The organism is Acidobacteriota bacterium, from assembly GCA_028875725.1.
In the GTDB taxonomy this organism is placed as follows: Bacteria; Acidobacteriota; Thermoanaerobaculia; order Multivoradales; family Multivoraceae; genus Multivorans.
Genome location: JAPPCR010000006.1, coordinates 1,278,146 through 1,298,252 on the forward strand (window position 1 = coordinate 1,278,146; position 20,107 = coordinate 1,298,252).

General features: G+C 68.2%; 17 protein-coding genes. 7 read left to right on the forward strand and 10 right to left on the reverse strand.

What is annotated here, in order from left to right:
- Window positions 1–24: 24 nt before the first annotated feature.
- Window positions 25–516, reverse strand: a complete 492-nt coding sequence (locus OXI49_07175; protein ID MDE2690282.1) for a YHS domain-containing protein — start codon at window positions 514–516, stop codon at window positions 25–27.
- 67 nt (window positions 517–583) lie between these two features.
- Here OXI49_07175 and OXI49_07180 point away from each other — a divergent pair, with 67 nt between their 5' ends.
- The 6 genes from OXI49_07180 to OXI49_07205 are packed head-to-tail and all read left to right on the forward strand — an operon-like array spanning window position 584 to window position 9,893.
- Entirely contained in the window at window positions 584–2,311 is a 1,728-nt protein-coding gene (locus OXI49_07180; GenBank protein ID MDE2690283.1) for a CRTAC1 family protein, read from the forward strand.
- On the forward strand, window positions 2,298–3,443 hold the full coding sequence (locus tag OXI49_07185; protein ID MDE2690284.1) for a tetratricopeptide repeat protein: 1,146 nt from the start codon (window positions 2,298–2,300) through the stop codon (window positions 3,441–3,443). Before OXI49_07180 ends, OXI49_07185 begins: the two co-directional genes overlap by 14 nt.
- Window positions 3,444–3,454: 11 nt before the next feature.
- The gene (locus tag OXI49_07190; GenBank protein ID MDE2690285.1) at window positions 3,455–5,641 is read left to right on the forward strand and encodes a hypothetical protein; all 2,187 of its coding nucleotides are present in this window, start codon (window positions 3,455–3,457) and stop codon (window positions 5,639–5,641) included.
- Window positions 5,642–5,690: 49 nt separating this feature from the next.
- A complete protein-coding gene (locus tag OXI49_07195) occupies window positions 5,691–6,719 on the forward strand; it encodes an aldo/keto reductase (protein ID MDE2690286.1) in 1,029 nt (342 codons plus the stop codon).
- A 44-nt stretch (window positions 6,720–6,763) separates the two neighbouring features.
- Entirely contained in the window at window positions 6,764–8,623 is a 1,860-nt protein-coding gene (locus tag OXI49_07200; GenBank protein ID MDE2690287.1) for a DUF1800 domain-containing protein, read from the forward strand.
- Window positions 8,624–8,633: 10 nt separating this feature from the next.
- Window positions 8,634–9,893: a DUF1501 domain-containing protein gene (locus OXI49_07205; protein ID MDE2690288.1), complete on the forward strand. Its 1,260-nt coding sequence runs from the start codon at window positions 8,634–8,636 to the stop codon at window positions 9,891–9,893.
- Here OXI49_07205 and OXI49_07210 read toward each other — a convergent pair whose 3' ends face one another.
- From OXI49_07210 to OXI49_07250, 9 genes are all read right to left on the reverse strand, one after another.
- Window positions 9,894–12,047: a PQQ-dependent dehydrogenase, methanol/ethanol family gene (locus OXI49_07210; GenBank protein MDE2690289.1), complete on the reverse strand. Its 2,154-nt coding sequence runs from the start codon at window positions 12,045–12,047 to the stop codon at window positions 9,894–9,896.
- Window positions 12,048–12,049: 2 nt separating this feature from the next.
- Window positions 12,050–14,005, reverse strand: a complete 1,956-nt coding sequence (locus tag OXI49_07215; GenBank protein MDE2690290.1) for a PQQ-binding-like beta-propeller repeat protein — start codon at window positions 14,003–14,005, stop codon at window positions 12,050–12,052.
- A 20-nt stretch (window positions 14,006–14,025) separates the two neighbouring features.
- Window positions 14,026–14,499: a hypothetical protein gene (locus tag OXI49_07220; GenBank protein MDE2690291.1), complete on the reverse strand. Its 474-nt coding sequence runs from the start codon at window positions 14,497–14,499 to the stop codon at window positions 14,026–14,028.
- Between the two features lie 22 nt (window positions 14,500–14,521).
- Complete coding sequence (locus OXI49_07225) at window positions 14,522–15,046, reverse strand: hypothetical protein (GenBank protein ID MDE2690292.1); 525 nt, start codon at window positions 15,044–15,046, stop codon at window positions 14,522–14,524.
- A gap of 47 nt (window positions 15,047–15,093) precedes the next feature.
- Complete coding sequence (locus tag OXI49_07230) at window positions 15,094–15,630, reverse strand: cytochrome c (protein MDE2690293.1); 537 nt, start codon at window positions 15,628–15,630, stop codon at window positions 15,094–15,096.
- Window positions 15,631–15,701: 71 nt separating this feature from the next.
- Window positions 15,702–16,202 carry a hypothetical protein gene (locus OXI49_07235; GenBank protein ID MDE2690294.1) on the reverse strand — a complete coding sequence of 167 codons (501 nt, stop codon included), beginning with the start codon at window positions 16,200–16,202 and terminating at the stop codon, window positions 15,702–15,704.
- Between the two features lie 34 nt (window positions 16,203–16,236).
- On the reverse strand, window positions 16,237–17,493 hold the full coding sequence (locus tag OXI49_07240; protein ID MDE2690295.1) for a DUF418 domain-containing protein: 1,257 nt from the start codon (window positions 17,491–17,493) through the stop codon (window positions 16,237–16,239).
- 15 nt (window positions 17,494–17,508) lie between these two features.
- Window positions 17,509–18,414 carry an alpha/beta hydrolase gene (locus OXI49_07245; protein ID MDE2690296.1) on the reverse strand — a complete coding sequence of 302 codons (906 nt, stop codon included), beginning with the start codon at window positions 18,412–18,414 and terminating at the stop codon, window positions 17,509–17,511.
- Window positions 18,411–19,022: a hypothetical protein gene (locus OXI49_07250; GenBank protein ID MDE2690297.1), complete on the reverse strand. Its 612-nt coding sequence runs from the start codon at window positions 19,020–19,022 to the stop codon at window positions 18,411–18,413. Before OXI49_07250 ends, OXI49_07245 begins: the two co-directional genes overlap by 4 nt.
- Window positions 19,023–19,167: 145 nt before the next feature.
- Between OXI49_07250 and OXI49_07255 the strand changes: the two genes are divergently transcribed.
- Window positions 19,168–19,902, forward strand: coding sequence for a glutathione S-transferase N-terminal domain-containing protein (locus tag OXI49_07255; GenBank protein ID MDE2690298.1), 735 nt, complete (start codon window positions 19,168–19,170; stop codon window positions 19,900–19,902).
- Window positions 19,903–20,107 lie beyond the last annotated feature (205 nt).

The following is a 20,107-nucleotide window of genomic DNA, read 5'->3' on the forward strand; positions in this document are numbered from 1 at the left end:
CGCTAGCGGCGCCGGCGGTGCGCGTCACTCCTCGAGAACCGCGGGCCAGTTTTCGTCGGCCTGCTCGATGTTCCGGTCGCGGTCCTCGAGCCACTGCCTCATGACCCTCCTGTTGTAGTTCAGGTAGAGCTTGCCGTTCACCACGGTGAACGCGTCCGGATCGGTGGGGGCGGTGTAGTTGCGGCTCACCGCCCAGGCGCAGTAGCCGCCGTACTGGGGCGCGTACTTCTCAGGGTCATCGGAGAACAGGTCCCGGTTCCCGGCGCTCGCGAAGCGCCAGTCGGCGCCCTGCCAGCCGAGCGTGAAGTCCTTGTCGCCTTTGACCGCTCTCCCTTCGGTGAAGTAGGCGACCGGGTCGTAGCCGCGGATGGCCAGGTTGCCGCGGGCGGTGAAGACCGGATCCTCGGCGGTGGCAGCGGCCGGAATCGCGGCCAGGGCGGCGATAGCGATGAGGGTGGCGAGGGCCGTCTCGCGGGCTAACGGGCTGCGACGACGGCGGCGCTGTGGCGTAGACATGAGACGAGTCCTCCTCGGGGGAGTCTATTCAGTCGCCGTGCCGGCGCGGATAGTGTCTGCTGCGGGCATGTCGCGTTCTTCTATCTTCGTCCTGGCCGTTCTGGCTGCGGCTCTCCTGGCATGCGGCAAAGTGGACGGCACCGACGTGTCGGCTGCAGCTCCCTCGACGGAGCCGGTCTTCGTCGAGCGCGCGTCCGAGGCGGGCCTGGACTTCGTCCATCGGAGCGGCGCGACGGGCGAGTACAACTACCCGGAGCTCCTCGTCGGAGGTGTAGCGCTGCTCGACATCGACGACGACGGACTGCTCGACGTCTACCTCGTCCAGAGCGGTTCGGTTCCCGGGTCGGCCGGGAACATGGGCCCGGCCGCCGACCGGCCCGGCAACCGCCTCTTCCGCAACCTGGGTGACGGCGTCTTCGAGGACGTGACAGACGCCGCCGGCGTGGGCGACACGGGCTACGGCGCGGGGGCCACCGCGGCCGACTTCGACCGGGACGGCCTGGTCGACCTCTACGTTACGAACGTCGGCCCGAACCGGCTCTACCGCAACCTGGGCGACGGTACGTTCGAGGAGGCCACGGAGCGTGCCGGCGTCGGCGACCCGGCCTGGTCTTCCAGCAGCGTCTTCTTCGACTACGACGGCGACCTGGACCTGGACCTCTTCGTCGCCAACTACGTCGTCTGGAGCGCCTCCCGCGAGCGTCCCTGCCTGGGCCCTAACGGGCTCCGCAACTACTGCAATCCGGCGGAGTATCCGCCGGCGCCCGACACCCTGTACCGCAACGACGGCGGCGGCCGGTTCACAGACGTGAGCGAGGCGGCAGGCATCCGCTCGGTTGCCGGGCCGGGGTTGGGAGTCGTCGCGGCGGATCTCGACGGCGACGGGCTCACCGACCTCTACGTGGCGAACGACCAGGCGGTGAACCACCTGTGGTTGAACTTGGGCGACGGCACGTTCCGGGAGGACGCTCTCTCGCGCGGGGTGGCGCTCAACGAACTCGGCCAGCCCGAAGCGGGCATGGGCATCGCCGTTGGCGACCCCGACGGCGACGGCGATCTCGACCTCTTTCTGACCCACCTGAGCGGAGAGACGAACACCTTCTACCGCAACGACGGCGGCGGCTTCTTCCACGACGTGACCGACGAGGCGCGGCTCGGCGGCGTGAGCAAGCCGTACACCGGCTTCGGCACCTCCTGGTTCGACTACGACGGCGACGGCGTCCTCGACCTCTTCATCGCCAACGGCAAGGTGACGCCGGGAGATACCGCCGCCTTCGACTACCGGGAACCGAACCAGTTGTTGCGCGGCACGCCCTCCGGCCGCTACGAGGACGCGTCGGGCCGGGCCGGCGCCGCCCTGGAGCTGCTCGAGGTCAGCCGCGGCGCGGCGTTCGGCGACCTGGACAACGACGGCGACGTGGACATCGTGGTCGTGAACAATGAGGGACCGGCCCGGCTGCTCCGGAACGAAGTGGGGAACGCCGCCTCGTGGCTGATCGTGGACCTCTGCGGCGGCGGCATCCTCGACCGTTCCGCCATCGGCTCGCGCGTCACCGTCCAGGGGGGAAGCAGAAGCTGGACTCGGCACGCGCGGCCGGCGCAAAGCTTCGCCGCTACCAACGACCCGCGGGTTCACTTCGCGTTTGGCGACATTCCGGGTGTCGACCACATCAGGGTGGATTGGTCGCACGGCGGGGTCACCGAGCGGTCGGGGGTACCGCTGAACAGCGTCTTGCGGCTGCTCGCACCGGGTGGCAGCGCACCGGCGGAGGGAGTCTGCCGTGGTGCGCGGTGACGCCGCCGCCGTTGTTGGTGCGCCGGCCTTCTGGCCGGCATGGGGTGTCGCAATCGTCTTTCTGGGGTTCGTTCTCGGCTGTGGCGACTCAGGAGGCGACGTCCCCAACGCGCCAGCGCCCACCGCAGCCACCGAGATCCCCCGCATCCCCAACCTCTCCGAACTCGACCCGGGCTTCGCCACGGCCGTCCGTGACGCTCTCGCGGTCGTTGACCGTGACCCGGCGAGCGGCGCGGCAGTCGGCGCCCTGGGACGCCTCTATCAGGCTCATCGCTACGTCGACCAGGCCCGGCGCTGCTACGAACGGGCGGAGGAACTCGAACCATCGAGCCCCGACTGGCCGTACTACCTGGGCTTTCTCGCCGCGGGCCGTGGCGCTCACGACGAAGCGATGCGACGCTTCGAACGCGCTCTGGAACTCCGTCCGTCGTACTGGGCGGCGCGCGTCCGGCTCGGCAACGCGCTGCTGGCCGCTGGCGACACGGACGGCGCGGAGGACGAGTTCCGCGCGGTGCGGGCGGCGTCTCCAGGCACGCCCTGGGGCGAACTGGGGCTGGGCAAGGCGGCCCGGCGCCGAGGCCTGCGGGAAACCGCGGCCGAGCATCTGCGCACGGCGCTGGCGCTCGATCCGGCCCATCGGGAGACCCGTTACCTGCTGGCGATGACCGAGCGGCAACTCGGCAACCCGGACCGCGCCGGGGAACTGCTGGCCGGACTGGCGGAAGCGGAGGTCTCAAGCCTCGACGACCCGATGCTGGAGGCAGTGTTCGAGCTGGTACGGGACACCCAGACCATGATCCGGACCGCGAACCGGCGGCTGGCCGAAGGGAACCATCTCGCCGCGGAACGCCTCTACCGTGAGGTCCTGCGGCTCGATCCCGACTCCTACGATGCACACCTCAACCTGGGCGTGCTCCTCGGTCTGGCCGACCGCAACCAGGAGGCTGCCGCGGCGCTGGAAAGGGCGATCGAGATCGACGCAGAGCGGGCCGACGCCTACGCGCTCCTTACCATTGCCTACATCAAGACAGGACGGGCCGAAGAAGGTCTGCAGCAGTTGGAGAAGGCGCTTGAGTTGAACCCCGATCATCCTCGGGCGCGCGAGATTCTCCGCAGCCTGGGCGGCAACTGACGCTGGCTGGTATGGAAGAGAGGCTTGCCGGCTTCGGACGAGTGGTCCGGTGGCTGACGGTCGGCCTCGTGGTGGCATCGGCCTGCCCGGTAGCGGTGGTCGGGCAGGGGGTGGTTCTTGAGATCCACGAGATTCAGGGTCGCGGGCTGTCCAGTCCCCGGGCGGGCTCGCTGGTCACGACCAACGACAACGTCGTCACCGCCATCGGCGCCGGCGGCTTCTTCATCCAGACCCCGTCAGCGCGCAGCGACGGTGATGCCGACACATCGGACGGGGTGTTCGTTCTGCACGACGGAGCGCCGCTCATCGATGTCGGCGACCGGGTTGACGTCACCGGTGAGGTCGAAGAGTTCTTCGGCTTCACGCGGATTGACGCGACGGTCGCCGTCAGCACGGTCAGCATCGATGGCAGCAACCAGGCGTTGCCCGATGCTGTGGAGTTCAACGCCTCTCGACCGTCCCCGGACCCCGCGCGTCCGAGTTGCCGGAGGGAGTACGAGTGCTACGAGGGCATGCGCATCCGGATCGCGACCGGGACGGTGTCCAGCGGCAGCCAGCACTTCAGCTCGGATCCGGTCGCCGAGATGTACGTCACGCCGACATCCTCACGCGGCTTTCGCGAGCCCGGCATCGAGTATCCGGGTCGACCGGGTCTTCCGGTCTGGGACGGGAACCCGGAGGTGTTCGAACTCGATCCCGACAAGCTCGGCTTGCCGAACGTGTCCTGGGTTCCGGGCACCAGGTTCACCGCGACGGGCGTGCTCGGCTACGAGTTCGGGGGCTACGAAATCTGGCCGACCGAGCTGACGGTTCGAACCCAGGCGGCGAACCTGCCGCGCGCCGTGCGCGCGAAGAAGCCGGGCGAGATCACGGTGGCCTCGCAGAATCTCCTGAATCTGCGCGGGGGAGCGGGCGCGACCAAGCTGGCCAAGTTGTCGCGCCTCGTGCGCGAGGTGCTCCGTTCGCCCGACATAATCGCCGTGCAGGAGGCAGGCGGCCGGACCGCGCTCCGGAACCTGGCCACGCGCATCCGGAGCGACGACTCCAATGTGCGCTACACGGCTCATCTCGAGGCGCCGGGCAGCTCCCAGTCCGTGGGTTTCCTCGTGCGCTCCGGCGTCACGGTCGGCCGGGTGACCGAACACGGCCGAAGCGAGACGTTCGTGGATCCCCGGGACGGGACCGTCGACCGGCTACACGACCGGCCGCCGGTCGTGCTCGAGGCCACGGCGGGCGGTCTGGCATTCTCGGTAGTGGCGATCCACAACCGCTCGCTGATCGATGTCGACGACGCGGCCCGAGGGGAGTGGGTTCGCACCAAGCGCCTGGAGCAGGCGCAGTCCGTGGCGCGGCTCGTCGAGTCTCTTCAGGACTCAAAGGTGGTCGTCGTCGGCGACTTCAACGCGTACCAGTTCACCGACGGCTACGTCGACGTCGTGGGCCAGATCAGGGGGCGCGTCACGCCGGGCGAGAACCTGATGTCCGGTTCCGACCTCGTCACCAGGGATCTCTGCAACCTGATCGACCGTGTGCCGGACTCGGAGAGATACTCGTTCATATTCGGCGGCAACGCCCAGGTCCTGGATCACGCGCTCGTGAACCAGTCGCTGGAACGGCACGTCGTGGACATCCAGTACGCGCGCGGCAACGCGGACGCCGCGCGACACAACGAGGACGATGCGACAAACCCGCTCTTCGCCGCGGACCACGACGGCCTGGTCGTCTACCTCTCCCCGGACACGCGGGCGCCGGTGAGTCCGTCACCGTGCGAGGTCGGAACGTCCGAGCCGGAGGCCGACCCTGGCCCGGATGACGAGCCGGAACCGGATGACGAGCCGCCGGAAGTAGCCGACTGTAGCGGCGACGATGTCCTGTGTCTGGGGCACTTCGACGTCCAGGTCGAGTGGCGTACGTCCGACGGCAGGACCGGCCGCGGCATGGCCGAGAAGCTCACCGCCGAGAGCGGGTACTTCTGGTTCTTCGAACCGGCGAACATCGAGATGGTCATCAAGGTGCTGGATGGCTGTGCGATCGACGGCCACTTCTGGGTCTTCGCCGCCGGTCTGACGGACGTCGAGGTGACGACGACGGTTCACGACCGGAGGAACGGCGCCCGCAAGACGTGGGTGAGTCCCCTGGACCGGTTGTTCGAGCCGATCAGGGACACCGGGACGTTCGACGGCTGCGATTCCCCGTAGCCGCCGGTCGCTATCATCGCGCGCTCGGATGGAAGGAGGCGGCAACGTGTTGAAGGTGGTCCAGTTGGGCGAGAAGTGCGGACTCCGGGTGTCGGAGCTGTGCCTGGGAACGATGAACTTCGGAGAGCCGGGCAGGGGTCACCAGGGTGACTGGACGCTCGACATCGACGCCTCGCGGCCGATCTTCCAGGCCGCCATCGAACGCGGCCTCTCCTACTTCGACTGCGCGGACATCTACGGCATCGGCGCCTGCGAGCGGGTCGTCGGGGTGCTCCTGCGCGAGCTGCTGCCGCGGGACGAGTACGTGATCGCGACCAAGGTCTCCATGCCGATGGGCCGGTCGCCGAACCAGGGCGGGCTGTCCCGAAAGCACATCATGGAAGGGGTGGACGGCTGCCTGCAGCGGTTGGGCCTCGACTACATCGATCAGTTGATCATCCATCGGCACCCGCACGGCATTCCCGGCCAGGTCCAGGCGCCGATCGAGGAGACGCTCGGGGCCCTGCACGACGTGGTGAAGGCCGGCAAGGCGCTGTACCTGGGCGCGTCATCCATGTTCGCGTGGCAGTTCACCGAGCTCCAGATGACGGCGCGGCAGAACGGCTGGACCGAGTTCGTGTCGATGCAGAACCACTACAACCTGGTCTACCGGGAGGAAGAGCGGGAGATGAACCCGTACTGCGCGCGGACCGGGGTGGCGCTGACGCCCTGGTCGCCGCTGGCGCGCGGCATCCTCACCGGCTCGTACAAGGGCAGCTTCGACGAGGGCGGTACCGACCGCTCGAAGGGCGGGGATCGGGCACGCACCGAGATGCTCTACGGCGGCGCCGCCACCTTCGACATCGCCGACCGGGTGGTCGAGGTGGCGAAGAAGTACGGCCGCACGCCGGCGCAGATCTCGCTGGCCTGGCTGGTGAACAAGCCCGAGGTCACCTCGCCCGTCGTCGGAGTGTCCAAGATCTCCCAGATCGAGCAGCTCGTCGAGGCGACGACGATCGAACTCGACGAAGAGGACGTCTCCTACCTGGAGGAGTTGTACCAGCCGGTCGAGAACCTGCTGTCGCTCGGCCACTCCTGAGGGTCCGCGGCCTCCTGCCGGCCGTCCGGGCGCTATCATCGGCGGTGACCTTGAAACCTCGCGTTCATCCCGGAAGCTGCGTGGCGGCGGCGATCGCCTGGTGCATCGCTCTGCCTGCGGCCGCCATCGCCGCGCCGGTCGATTCGGCCGGCCACGCCTGGGTCGGGGACCTGGCGCCCCTGGCCGAGTCGGACTTCGGCTACGAGCAGGCGGCGCACCTGCTGGAGCGGGCCGGTTTCGGCGGCACGCCGGCGGAGATCGAGGAACTCGTCGCGCTCGGGCTGGAGGGCGCGGTCGCCCGGCTCGTGGACTACGAGGCGGTCGACGACTCGGCGCTTTCCCCGTTCGACGAATCCGGGATCTGGGATCCGGGCATGGACCCGTTCCCGCCCAGCCGGGCGGCGGCGGTGCGACGGGCGCGACGGCACGGCCGGTCGCTCGGCGTCGACGTTCTCCCCGAGGGTTCGTCGCGGCCGATCCAGCCGGTGGTCGACAAGTTCTTCTACGGGCTGCGCAGCAACGTGCTGGAGACGCGGCGGCTGGCGCTGTGGTGGGCCGATCGCATGGTGGTCACGCCCCGGCCGCTCGAAGAGAAGATGACCCTCTTCTGGCACGACCACTTCGCGACCTCCGAGGTCAAGGTCCGCGACGCCCGCAAGATGCACCTCCAGAACCGGACGTTGCGTACTCATGCCACGGCGGACTTCAAGAGCCTTGTGCTCGCGGTCATGCGCGATCCGGCGATGCTGGTCTACCTCGACAACCGGGAGAACGTGAAGGACCACCCGAACGAGAACTTCGGCCGCGAGCTGCTCGAACTGTTCACGATGGGCCAAAACAGCGGAGACACGCGCAACTACACCGAGCAGGACGTTAGGGAGGCGTCGCGGGCCTTCACCGGCTGGACGAACGACGTCCTCGACTATCGGTTCGACGCCGAGCTCCACGACGACGGCCCGAAGACCTTCCTGGGCCGCGAGGGCAACCTGGGCGGCGAGGAAGTGCTCGACATCATCCTCGAGCAGCCGGCCACCGGCGAGTTCATCGCCGGCAAGGTCTACCGCTACCTCGTGCGGGAGGATCTGGACCGGCCGCTCCAGGTCGAGCTGGGCCGCCGCCTGCGCGAATCGGGATACGAACTGAAGGCGTTGCTGCGGACGATTCTGTCCTCGAGGGACTTCTACAGCCCACCATCGGTCGCCACCCAGATCAAGAGCCCGGTCGCGCTGTTCGTCTCGACCTACCGCAAGCTCGGCGTGCCGAGGGCGCCCACGGTGCCCGACATGAACAGCCTCGCGGGTCGCCTGGGCCAGCAACTGCTCTACCCGCCGAACGTCGCCGGCTGGGCGGGCGGGCGCACCTGGATCACGCCGGCGACGTTGCTCGAGCGCGGCAACGCGATGCGTTCGGTCCTCTTTCCGCCTGCGCTCGAGGAGTTCGGCCATCCGGATCGCCGGATGCCGGGGATCTACCGCCAGGTGGGTGAGCGTCTGGCGCGGGGTATGACGATCACGGCGGCGACGAAGCAGGGCGACGCCGCGTCGAACACGCTGGCCGACGCGGATGAGGAGTACAACACCCGCTACGGCGGCTACCGTGGCTACGTCGTGGCCTACGAACGGGTCAAGCTGGTGCCGCGCCACGTTCTCGACGTCGACGTGCGGACCATGGTGCTGGCAGCCGGCGCCATCGACGCCGAGGGAGCGGTCGACCACTTCCTGCACCGGTTCCTGCGCGTTCCGCTGACCGGGCACGGGCGCGCGGCCCTGGTGCGGCACCTCGAGCGCGAACTGGAGTCGACCGGTCTGGAGGCACAAGACCCCGGCGCACCCGAGAAAGTCGAGGAGGCGCTACGCTCGACGCTCTACCTCGTCTTCGGTTCGCCCGAGTATCAGTTGGGCTGAGGAGTTCCCTATGGCTGAACGACTTCCTTGCGGCTGTTCGCGGCGCGACTTCCTGCACCGCGGCCTTCTTGGACTCGGCGTCGCCGCCGGTCTGCCGGCGGTTCTCGGCCGTACGTCGGCGGCGCTCGCGCTCGAGGAACTGCGGTCCGGGATCTCCGACGCGTCGGGACGCATCCTGGTCGTGGTGGAGCTCTCCGGCGGCAACGATGGGCTGAACACCGTCATCCCGTTCCGGAACGACGAGTACTACCGGGTGCGCCCGAACCTGGGAATCCGCCCCAAGCGGGCGATCGCACTCACGGAAGAAGCCGGGTTCCACCCGTCGCTGGTCGGCATGGAGGGCCTGTACAAGGACGGGAACCTGGCGGTCGTCGAGGGCTGTGGCTATCCGAACCCGAGCCTGTCCCACTTCTCGTCGATGGGCTTCTGGCACACCGGCGTGCCGAACGGCGGCGAGGCGCTCGGCTGGCTCGGCCGGCTCGCCGACGATCACGGGCCGGACGGTACGCCCAACTACATCGTCAACGTGGCCAGTTCGCAGTCCCTGGCGGTGCGCGCGGCCCGGCACTCGCCGCTGGTCTTCGACGACCCGGGCCGCCTCCGCCGTCGCGGCACCGAGGGCGAGAAGAAGGCGCTCGGCCAGCTCGGCACGGACGAGACGAGCGGCAACGACGCCCTCGACTTCCTGCGCGGTACGGCGGCCAACGCCGCTTCCAGCGCGGCGCTCGTGCGCGACGCCTGGTCCGGTTACCGGACGCCGGTCGACTACGGCATAGGCGGCCTCGGTGCCGACCTGCGCAAGGTCGCCGCCCTGATCGAGGCCGAGTTGCCCACCCGCATCTACTACGTGAGCTTCCGCGGCAACTCGTTCGACACCCACGTCCACCAGGCCGACACCCACGCCCGGCTGCTGATGTACATGTCCGACGCGGTCGCGGGCTTCCTTCGCGACGTGGATCGGATCGGCCGCGCCGACGATGTGGCGGTACTGATGTTCACCGAGTTCGGCCGGCGGGTGGAGGAGAACGCGAGCCTCGGCACAGATCACGGCACCGCGGGTCCGATGTTCGTCGCCGGCAAGGGCGTCGCCGGCGGCTTCTACGGCGACACGCCCAGCCTCACCGACCTCGACGACGGCAACCTGAAGATGACGACCGACTTCCGGCGGGTCTACGCGTCGATGATCGAGGGCTGGATGGGGATGGACGACGCTTCCGCCGTCCTCAGGGGCGAGTTCCCGGCGCTGCCGGTGTTCGGCGTGGCGTCGTAGTCAGGGGGCCGCGGCAGCCTGCTCGTCGGCGAGCATGTTTCGCCGGTGGAGCACATACGTCTTGAGCAGGGCGACGTCGTCCCGGTCGAGGACGGGCGCGAAGCTGGGCATGCCGAGGTCGACCAGGGCGCCCTCGAGGAGGGCGGCCTCGTATGAGTCGAACACTCGCTGCGAGGACTGTCGCAGGTCGGGAGTCACGCCGCCGGAGACGGCGCCGTAGCCGTGGCAGACGAGGCAGTACTGGTTGAACAGCCGGCGCCCGGCATCGATGTCCGCGATAGAGGCGCCGTGATCGACGCGGGTGACGCGGATCTCGCGGCGCTCCTGCCGCTCGATCGGCCGGCCGGTGGCGCCGATGGCGTAGACGACGATCCGGCCTTCGGACTCGACCGCCTGCCGGGCGGAGCGGCTGCCGACGATGCCGAAGGCGCCGCCCCAGCCGGACATGACGGCGATGTGCTGGGTACCGCCGGACTCGAAGGTGATCGGCGGCGCGATGACGCCGCTGCCGGTGTAGCTCTCCCAGAGCTTCTCGCCGTCATCGGCTCGATACGCGGTCAACTGGCCGAAAGGCGTGCCCTGAAAGACGAGGTTACCGGCGGTGGCAAGCACGCCGCCCGACCAGGGCATCGTGTACTGCGCCCGCCAGACCTCCCGCTGGGCGACCGGATCCCAGGCCAGCAGGTGGCCCGAGAGCAGGGCCGGCGGCGCGTCCTCGGCCAGCAACTGGCCGGAGAGGCCGGTGGCGTCGACGATCGCCTGGGGGATGTCCTCGGGCGCGGCGGCGCGAATGCCCAGGTTCCACTGCCCCGGGGTGTACTCGTAGCTCGGATCGGGGACGTAGAAGTTCCCCATCTCCATCGCCGGGATGTAGACGAGGCCGGTCTTCGGGCTGAACGCCATCGGATGCCAGTTGTGGCCGCCGAGGGGCCCCGGCGATACGTTGACGGTCTGGTCGGTGTAGCGGGCGCCGGCGAGCTCGACCGGCCGGCCGCTGGCCAGATCGACGTGGCTGGCCCAGGTGACGGTGACGAACTCCTCGGCCGAGATCAGTTCGCCGGTGCGGCGGTCCAGGAGGTAGAAGAAGCCGTTCTTCGGCGCCTGCATCAGGACCTGGCGCACCCGGCCGCCGATCGGCAGCTCGGCGAGCATGATCGGCTGGGTGGCGGTGTAGTCCCAGGTGTCGCCGGGTGTCGTCTGGTAGTGCCAGACGTACTCGCCGGTGTCGGGCTTAAGCGCCACGATCGACGAGAGGAACAGGTTGTCGCCGCCGCCGGGGCTCCTCAGGTTGCGGTCCCAGGGCGCGCCGTTGCCGACGCCGATGTAGAGCAGATCGAGTTCCGGGTCGTAGACGATCGAGTCCCAGACCGTGCCGCCGCCGCCGCCGGTCCACCACTCGCCGGTCCAGGTCTCGGCGGCCATCCGCATCGCCTCGTTCTCGAAGCCGTCGGCCGGGTTCCCCGGCACGGTGTAGAAGCGCCAGGCTCGCTCGCCGGTTTCCGCGTCGTAGGCGTCGACGTAGCCGCGCACGCCGTACTCGGCGCCGCTGTTGCCGATGATCACCTTGCCCTTGGCGATCCGGGGCGCGCCGGTGATCGTGTACATCGAATCCTCGGGGACGGTCATCGTCGACCAGGCGAGTTCTCCGGTCTCGGCGTCGATGGCGATCAGGCGGCCGTCGAGCGTGGCGGAGATCACCTTGCCGCGGTAGAGGGCGGCGCCGCGGTTTACCGCGTCGCAGCAGGTCTTGTTCGCGATGGAGCGCGGCACCTCCGGGTCGTAGGTCCACAGAGGTTCGCCGGTGACCGCGTCCAGCGCGTAGATCACGTTCCAGGCGCCGGTCGCGTACATCACGCCGTCGACGATGAGCGGCGTGGCCTCCAGCCCCCTCTTCGTGTTCGTCTCCTGGACCCAGGCGATGCCGAGCTGGCCCACGTTGCCGTCGTTGATCTGGTCCAGCACGCTATAGCGCTGTTCCTTGTAGGTGCCGCCGTAGGTCAGCCAGTCGGCGGTGCGGCCGGCGGCGCCGACCAGCGCGGCGTCGTCGACTCCGTATGCGGCCTCGGCCCGGCGGGGCGGCGGTTGGGAGGCCGCGGCCGCGGCCAGGAACAAGGCCGTTCCAACGGCAAGAAGGACGGTGCGCTTCAGCTTCATGGTCAGGGTTCCTCTCGGGGCAGCGCGAGCGTGACGAGCTCGGGAGTCGTTCCGCCGCCGCCCATTCCAAACCGGCCGCCGCCGGTGGCGACGGCGAGGTACTGCCGGCCGCCGTGCTCGTAGCTGATCGGGTTCGAATTGGGAGTGCCGGGCAGCTCGATGCCCCCCAGGTATTCGCCCGTCGCCTTGTCGTAGACGCTGATCTCGGGCGGTACGTCGGGTTCGTTCGCTTCCGGGTCGCCGGAGTGCTCTCTCGTCGCGGTGACGAACAGCAGCGTGGGGGTGACCAGGGGCGCCGCGGTGTGAGTGGCGACCCCGAGCCGGCCGAGTTCGAGGTCGGCGATGGCTGGGTGGTTCACCGGACCGACGCCGTGCGGGACCATCCAGAGGTGCTCGCCGGTGTTCAGATCAATCGCCGTGATTCGCCCGTATGGCGGCTTGACCAGGGGCAGTCCACGGGGTCCCTCGACGGTCCGGTACCAACGATCCGGCACGAAGTTCAGGTCGGAGCGGTTCGGATCCGGCCTGGTCAGGGAGACGCTGGCCGAACGTGTATGGGAGACGACGTAGAGGATTCCGGTTCCGGGATCGACCGCGGCGCCGGTCCAGTTCGCGCCGCCGCCGTCGGCCGGCAACTGGATCGTCGGCTTTCCCGCCTCCTCGAAGCGCGGCGGCGTATAGAGCGGCACCAGGTCGTAGTCGGCTGCGATCTCGATCGCCTCGGCGCGGAGTTCGGGAGTCCAGTCGATCAGGTCGTCTTCGGTGATGCCCTGGCGATCGAAGGCGGCCGGCCGGGTGGGGAAGGGCTGGGTTGGCGCGGCACGCTCGCCCGGCACGTCGCTTGGCGGCACCTCGCGTTCCTCGATCTCCCACACCGGCTTGCCGGTCACACGGTCGAAGACGAAGGCGAAGGCCTGCTTGGTGACCTGTACCACGCCGCGCACCCGCTCGCCCTCCACCGTCGCCTCGAACAGGTTGGGGGCGGTCGGCGGGTCGTAATCCCAGAGGCCGTGGTGGACGAACTGGTAGTGCCACTGGCGCTGGCCGGTCTTGCAGTCGACCGCGACAATGCTCTCGGCGTAGAGATTGTCACCGAGCCGGTGGCCGCCGTAGAGATCGTTCGTCGGCGTGCCGACCGGCAGGTAGGCGGTTCCCGCCTCCTCGTCGACTGTAATCATGGACCAGACGTTCGTGTTACCGCTGTAGCGCCACGACTCGTCCTCCCAGGTCTCCACGCCGAGTTCGTCGTTCTGCGGGATGGTGTGGAAGACCCACGCGAGGTCGCCGGTCGGGATGTCATACGCGCGCACGAAGCCGGGCGGCGCTTCCTTGTGAGTTGCGAAGTCCGCCACGATGGAGCCCACGATCACGGTGTTGCCGCAGACTGCCGGCGGCGAACTGTGCGTCGTCAGGCGCTCCATCACCTCGCGACCCAGGTGCGGCGTCATCTCGACCGCGCCGCCGTCGCCGAAGTCGGGGTCCGGGTTGCCGGTTGCTGCATCGAGTGAGACCAGCCGACGGTCGTGGGTGGGAATCAGTACCCGCTCCCGTTCGCCGTCGGTCCACCAGGCGACTCCGCGGTGGTGGAAGCCGAGGTTCGCCGGTCGGCCGGCGCGCCAGCTTTCCGGGTCGTAGGCCCAGAGCGTCTCGCCCGTCCCGGCGTCGATCGCGGCGACCTGGCTGAGCGAGGTTGCGACGAAGATCCGGCCGTCGACCGCGAGTGGAATCGCCTTGAACTGGCCGCGTCGCACGCTGCTCGGGACTTCGGTGTCCGCGGCGATCGAGCGCCAGCGCCAGACGACCTCGACATCCTGGAAGTTGGAGTGGTCGATCTCCTCGAGCGTCGAGTACTTGCTGTTGCCGGGATCTCCGCCGAAGGCCGGCCAGTCGCCGGCGGCTCCGGTCTGGGCTGTGAGCGGCGGACTCGCGAGTGGTGCAGCGAGCGCCGCAACGGCCACAGCAAGCCTGGAGAGGGTGCTCAGGACAGCAGCCCGATCAGGCGGGCGTAGACCGAAACGCTGGTCCAGATGCCGATCGAGAGGAAGCCGACCACCTTTGGCCAGTGTCCGAGTGTTCCTTCTTCCGCGAGGGCGACCCGGCGGCGAATGGTGAAGTTGAAGAGCAGTCCGATGACGATGATCTGCATCTTCCACCAGAAGAAGGGGCTGTAGTACTGCTTGAGCGCCGTGGAGAGGACCTGGGGCGCGCCGGTCACGAACAGGGCGACGAAGCTCCAGATCATCCAGCGATCCAACTCGCGGGCGAGCTGGTTGAGGGGCGTCTTGATCAGGCCGCGGCCGAGCAGCCGCATGTCGACGACCAGGACCGCGCCGGCGAACGCCACCAGCGCGACCAGGTGAGCGCACTGAATGATCGGCGACGCCCAGGTCTCCTCCAGCATCCAGGCACTGAAGGGCAGGCCCTGCATCCACACGAAGAAGGACTGCAACATGGGACGATCCTCCGCGGCCTCTTCAGGCGCCGATGTTCAGGTTGTTCCACCAGCCGGGCATCAGGCCGCTGTAGGCCATCATCCGTCCCGTGACGACGACGGCCGCCCACAGGACGAGGGACACGACGCCGGCCAGCCGCGCGTTCAACGGAATCTCCCGACCCTGGTCCCACGCCTGAACCGACTTGTAGGTCGCGTAGTGGAACCAGAACATGTTGATGCCGGCGACCAGCATCAGCGCCATCTTGGCCCAGAAGTAGAAGTTGCCGTAGTAGCGCATCGGCTGGCTGTAGAGCAGCAATGCCCCGGTGATCAGGTTGATGCCGTAGCCGGTCAGCGCCCACGGGAAGAGGCGGGTCGGGATGTTCGATACCGGCACCTTCTTGAGCGTGAACCCGATCAGGCGCATGTCCCAGTACGCGATCAACCCGGCGAACAGGCACATGCTGACGACGTGGATCGTCAGCATGGTCGGGTAGGCGTTCAGCGACTCCCGCAGCGCGATGCTGCTTGGAAGCGCGTCGACCCACTCGAAGAGGCTACGCATGGAGGGTCAGTGCGTGGCTCGGGAGGCGGAGGTGCGTCGCCGGGGAGCTACTTGCAGCGGGACGATTCCGGGTAGCGGCGATAGATCGCGTGGCAATCCTCGCAGGCCCCGGCGAGATCGTTCGTCAGGTCGCTCACCGTGTCGCGATCCTCTTCGTGCGCTGCGGCGTAGATCTTCTTCGCGACCTCGGTCAACTGCTTCGCGTACTTCTGGTAGTCCTCGTTGCCCACAGGGGCCGGCGTGCCGTTCTGGCACATGCGGTCCGGGTTCATGATCAGCGGTTCGATCTCGGCGAGCGCCAGGGCCGCCTGCTGGGGGACCTGCCAGCCGGTGTAGATGCCGGAGAAGAGGGAGGATACGGAGCCGTCGCCTTCTTCGGCCGGGTCTGGCGGGCTCCCCGGGTCCGTCATCTGGACATCGAACAGGAAGTTGGAGTTCGGGAAGAGGATGGCGCGCATCAGTTCGGCCAGGTTGCCGACCGGTTCCTCGTGCTCGGAGGCGGCAGCGGGCGACACGGCGATCGCTGTGCAGGCCGCGAGGACAACGGCGGCCGTCAGCATCGCCGCCAGGTTCTTCGAACGCATATCCGGGATCTCCTTCACCTCAGGGGAGTCGGTCGTGGTAGCTGCGGTGGTTTGAGCCGCGCGAGTGTAGCTCAGTCGTCCGAGTCCTCGTTCGCCGCGGCCTGGCCGAGTTCGAACGTCGTCGTCGAGGCGATCAGCCACTGCATATCGAGCCCCGCGGTGCGGTGGACCGAGTACTCGGCGACGCGCGGGTCGCCGATGATGCGCAGGAACTCGGCCCGCGAGGGGTACTCCATCAGGGCGATCGCGTGGAAGTACTCGTCCGTGTCGCCGATCACCATCGAGTCGACCCGGCCGGACCAGATCAGACGGGCGCCCTGCGAGGTGACCCACTGGACCATCTGGGCGCCGTACCTGCCGTAGGCCTGTTCGCCCGTGAGGCCCTCGTCGGGGGCGTCGGCCTCCTTCTTGAACCGCAGCAGGTTGACCATGACGACCGGGCCCTCGGCCGGTCCCTCCAGGAGTTCCTCGATCTGTTCGGGTTCGGGTGCGATCTGGGCCATGGCGCCTCCAGCGGCCAGCAAGGCCACGGTGAAGATGATGAAGGTTGCGGCGGAAAGGGGTCGGATCATGGCAGCTCCTTGCACGTGGAACGTCAGGCGGCTCTCAGCGGGCCGCCATGGGTTGAAACTTCATGTAGGTGAGCGAACGCCACAGCCACTCGAGCGGACCGAAACGGAAGCGCGCGAGCCACCAGGGCGACCAGAGCAGTTGCAGGATCCAGATCGCGACGACGATCGCGATCTGGCCCAGACGGTCGACGCGCTCGTAGAGGCCGAGGCCGTGGCCGTAGAAGATGAGCGTGCAGATGACGCTCTGGCTGATGTAGTTCGTGAAGGCCATCCGTCCCGCCGCCGTCAGCCGCCGCTGGAGGCCAGGCAGCCAGCCCCGCTGCACCGCCAGCATGACCAGGCCGACGTAGCCGAGGAAGACGCCGAGCGAGCCGATGTAGTTGAACGTCTGCCCCTGGAACTGCGAGTGCTCGAAGGCGAAGTCGTGGTGCGTGTTGTAGACGACGCCGGCAATGACGATCGGCATTCCGAGCCCGAGTCCTGCGAACGCCATTCGCCGGTAGAACCCGGATGATCGTTTCGCGGACAGCACGCCGAGCTTGTAGAGCCCCATGCCGACCAGCATCAACCCGCCGCTGCGCCAGAGGAACACGATGAGGAAGACGAACGTCTCCAGGCTCAGAGCAGCGCCGATGCGTAGAGGCAGTTGCGTGAGCCAGCCCGATCGGTAAGTCGCGATCTCGGCCTCCGCCTCCGCCGCCGCCGGCGCCCAGCCCGGCCTCATTGCCTCGACTGCTTCGGGAGGCCAGTACTGCATCGACCACGCAGAGAACAGGAAGATGAGCGGCGTGACGGCGGTCATGGCGAAGCCCGCGATCAGTAGCTTCTTCGGCTTCAGGTTGCGCAGGCTGTACAGGATGAAGCCGCACAACGCGTACGGCACCAGGATGTCGCCGTACCAGATGAGGTGGGCGTGGGCCAGGCCGAGCACCAGTAGCCAGAACTGGCGCCGGTAGTGGACGCCGGTAGCCGACGCGTTGCGGGCGGCGGCTCGCTCGGCCATCAGCGCCATGCCGGCGCCGAACAGCGTCGAGAAGATCGACATGAACTTCGTGTCGAAGAACACGTGGGACAGGAGCCAGACGGCGAAACCGACTCCCGCGCCCTTCTCGTTCGCCATGGGATTGAAGTACGCCGCCGTGATCATCGAGTAGCTCTGCACGTTCATCACCAGGATGCCGAGCACGGCGAAACCGCGCAGAACGTCGAGCGCCGCGATGCGTTCGCCGGCGCGGACGGGCGCCGCTTTGGGCGTGGGGGCGGTTTCGGCGAGTGAGTCGGTGGTCGTCACGGGCTTGCTGCTGCGTCAGCCGGCGAGAAAGGCGCGCGCCACGGCGACGAACTCGTCGAGCTGGTCGTGATGGACCCAGTGGCCGGCGCCTTCGAAGTTGCGTAGCTCAGCGTTCTGGAACGCGTCGATGCGGCCGTCCTCGACCGGGTCGCTGGCCCAGCTCTCCGTGCCCCGCACCAGCAGGGTGGGGCAGGTGATCCGGCCCCAGATGCTCCGGAGTTCCTCTTCGTCGTAGCGGTAGGGCGGGAAGGAGCGGACGTAGTTGTCGAACTTCCAGGTGTACGTGCCGTCCTCGTTGCGCGCCATGCCGTTGACGGTGAGGTGGCGGGCCTGCTCGGGGCTGAGGAAGCTGTTCACCTCCTGCATCCGCTCGGCCGCGGCGTCGAGTGAGGGGTAGCGCCGCGGCTGCCGCCCCGCGAGCTTCTGCATGTTGCCGACCCAGCCTCGCATGCGCTCGTCGACCGCTGCGTTGACCCGATCGCTGAGGACGCGGGGAGGCGGCCCCATGCCTTCGATCGCCACCAGCTTGTGAACGTTCCCGGGATAGAAGCCGGTGTAGTGAAGAGCGATGTTCGCGCCCAGCGAGTGGGCGACGATGCGGACCGGGAAGCGGTCGAGCGCTTCCAGCAGTTGGGCGATATCGAGGACGAAGTCCGTGATGGCGTACATGCCGCCGATCGCCCACTCGCTGTCGCCGTGGCCGCGCAGGTCCGGCGCCACGATGTGGTAGTCGCCGCGGAGCGCGTTCGCCACCCAGTCCCAGTTGTGCGCGTGGTCCCGGCCGCCGTGGATCAGCACCAGGGGCGGCTTGTCGTCGTTGCCCCAGCTCAGGTAGTGGAGCCGCAGCCGTTGCGAGATGTAGAACTGGGACGACGGTCCGACGATGTCCCGGAAGGGACTGTCGCTGAAGGCGCTGCTCACCGGTTGGCGTCGGGTCTTGGAGGGTTGATCATGATGTGCGCTCCCGCGGTGCCGGGGGCCATCAGCCAGGGCGCGCCGGGAACCGGGCGGGTCGTCAGACCGGTCGATTCGGGCGTTGCGTAGGGGGTGTAGATCACCCAGCGCAGGTAGGCATCGTTCACCTCGCCGGTCGCGGCGTCGAAGCCGCTGCCGTGGAGTACGTACATGGTGCGCGGCTCCCGCGGCATCGACAGCTTGCCTTCGGCGATCTCCCGTTCACGCATGTCGATTCGTTCCTGGCCTTCGATGCCTTGGGCGAGCAGTTCGCGGCCGCGGGCCATGAAGGGCTCCAGCGACTCGTGGTAGCAGGCCACGCTCCATTGGGGAACACCCGGCCTCGCGGCGAGGCAGACCAGGTCGTTGCTGCCGGCGCGGAGCTCGACGACCTTGCCTTCGTCGGTCCAACCAAGGACGCGCGCTCCGCCCCGCCGGTCGTCGGGGGCGGCCTGAATCGCGGCGGCAAGCTGGGCTGCGGCGTCGGCCGGCTCCGAAGCCGCGGAAGGGACCGCGAATCCGGCAAGTGTCAGAGCACCCATGGTTGCTGCGAGGGTCGTCATCCTGGTCTGCACCGCGTACCTCCTGTTGCGCCTGTCGTGTGCCGGCAGGGCGAACGACAGCGTATCGCGTGGGGTCCGCTATCCTGCGCCGTCTCCAAGGTCCAATCGAGAGAAGAACCGCGCGGCCCGCCGGGCCGGATTCACAGGAGCCATCGCGATGATCGATCTGCACTACTGGCCTACGCCGAACGGCAAGAAGGTCACGATCCTGCTCGAGGAGTGCGGCTTGCCCTACCGCATCGTGCCCTGCCGGATCGGCTTCGGCGACCAGTTCAAGGAGGACTTCCTCGCGATCTCGCCGAACAACCGGATGCCGGCGATGGTTGACCACGAACCGTCAGACGGCGGCGAGCCGGTCGCGCTGTTCGAATCAGGCGCGATCATGATGTACATCGCGGAGAAGGCGGGCCAGTTCTACCCTCAGAGCCTGCGTGCTCGCCACGAGGTGAATCAGTGGCTCATCTGGCAGATGGCGAACCAGGGGCCGAAGTCGGGCGAATGCGGCCACTTCCGCCGCCTGCGCGACACGGAGGGCGACCAGAGCTACGCCGTCCGCCGCTTCACCGACGAGGTGAACCGCCTCTACGGCGTGATGAACAACCGCCTCTACGACCGCCGGTACCTGATCGGCGACGAGTACACGATCGCCGACATGATCTGCTACCCGTGGACGATTCGCTGGAAGGACCAGCAGCAGGACATCGAGGAGTTTCCCTACTTCAAGCGCTGGTTCGAGGAAGTCGGCGCCCGTCCGGCGGTCCAGCGCGGCATGGACGTCTCAAGCGGCGAGGCGATCGACTACGCGAACCTCTCCGACGAAGAACGCGACCGCCTGAAGAAGCTGCTCTACAACCAGCGCGCCCGGCCGGCGCCCGAGGGCGGCCTGCTGTAGCGGGGTGCGTCGGACGCACCCGCTCGCGACGGGGCCGCCCGCGACCGAGACGAAGGAGAGGGTCGCAGGGGACGCTCACCCCGGCTTGGGGGATGTGAGGGTGGGGGTTCGCTTCGGTCGACTGCACTCCGCTATTGCGGTGGTTGATTGCAGGTCATCGGCAGTCGCTTGTCTCCAGCCCCCTGCGACCCTCTCCTTCGTCCCC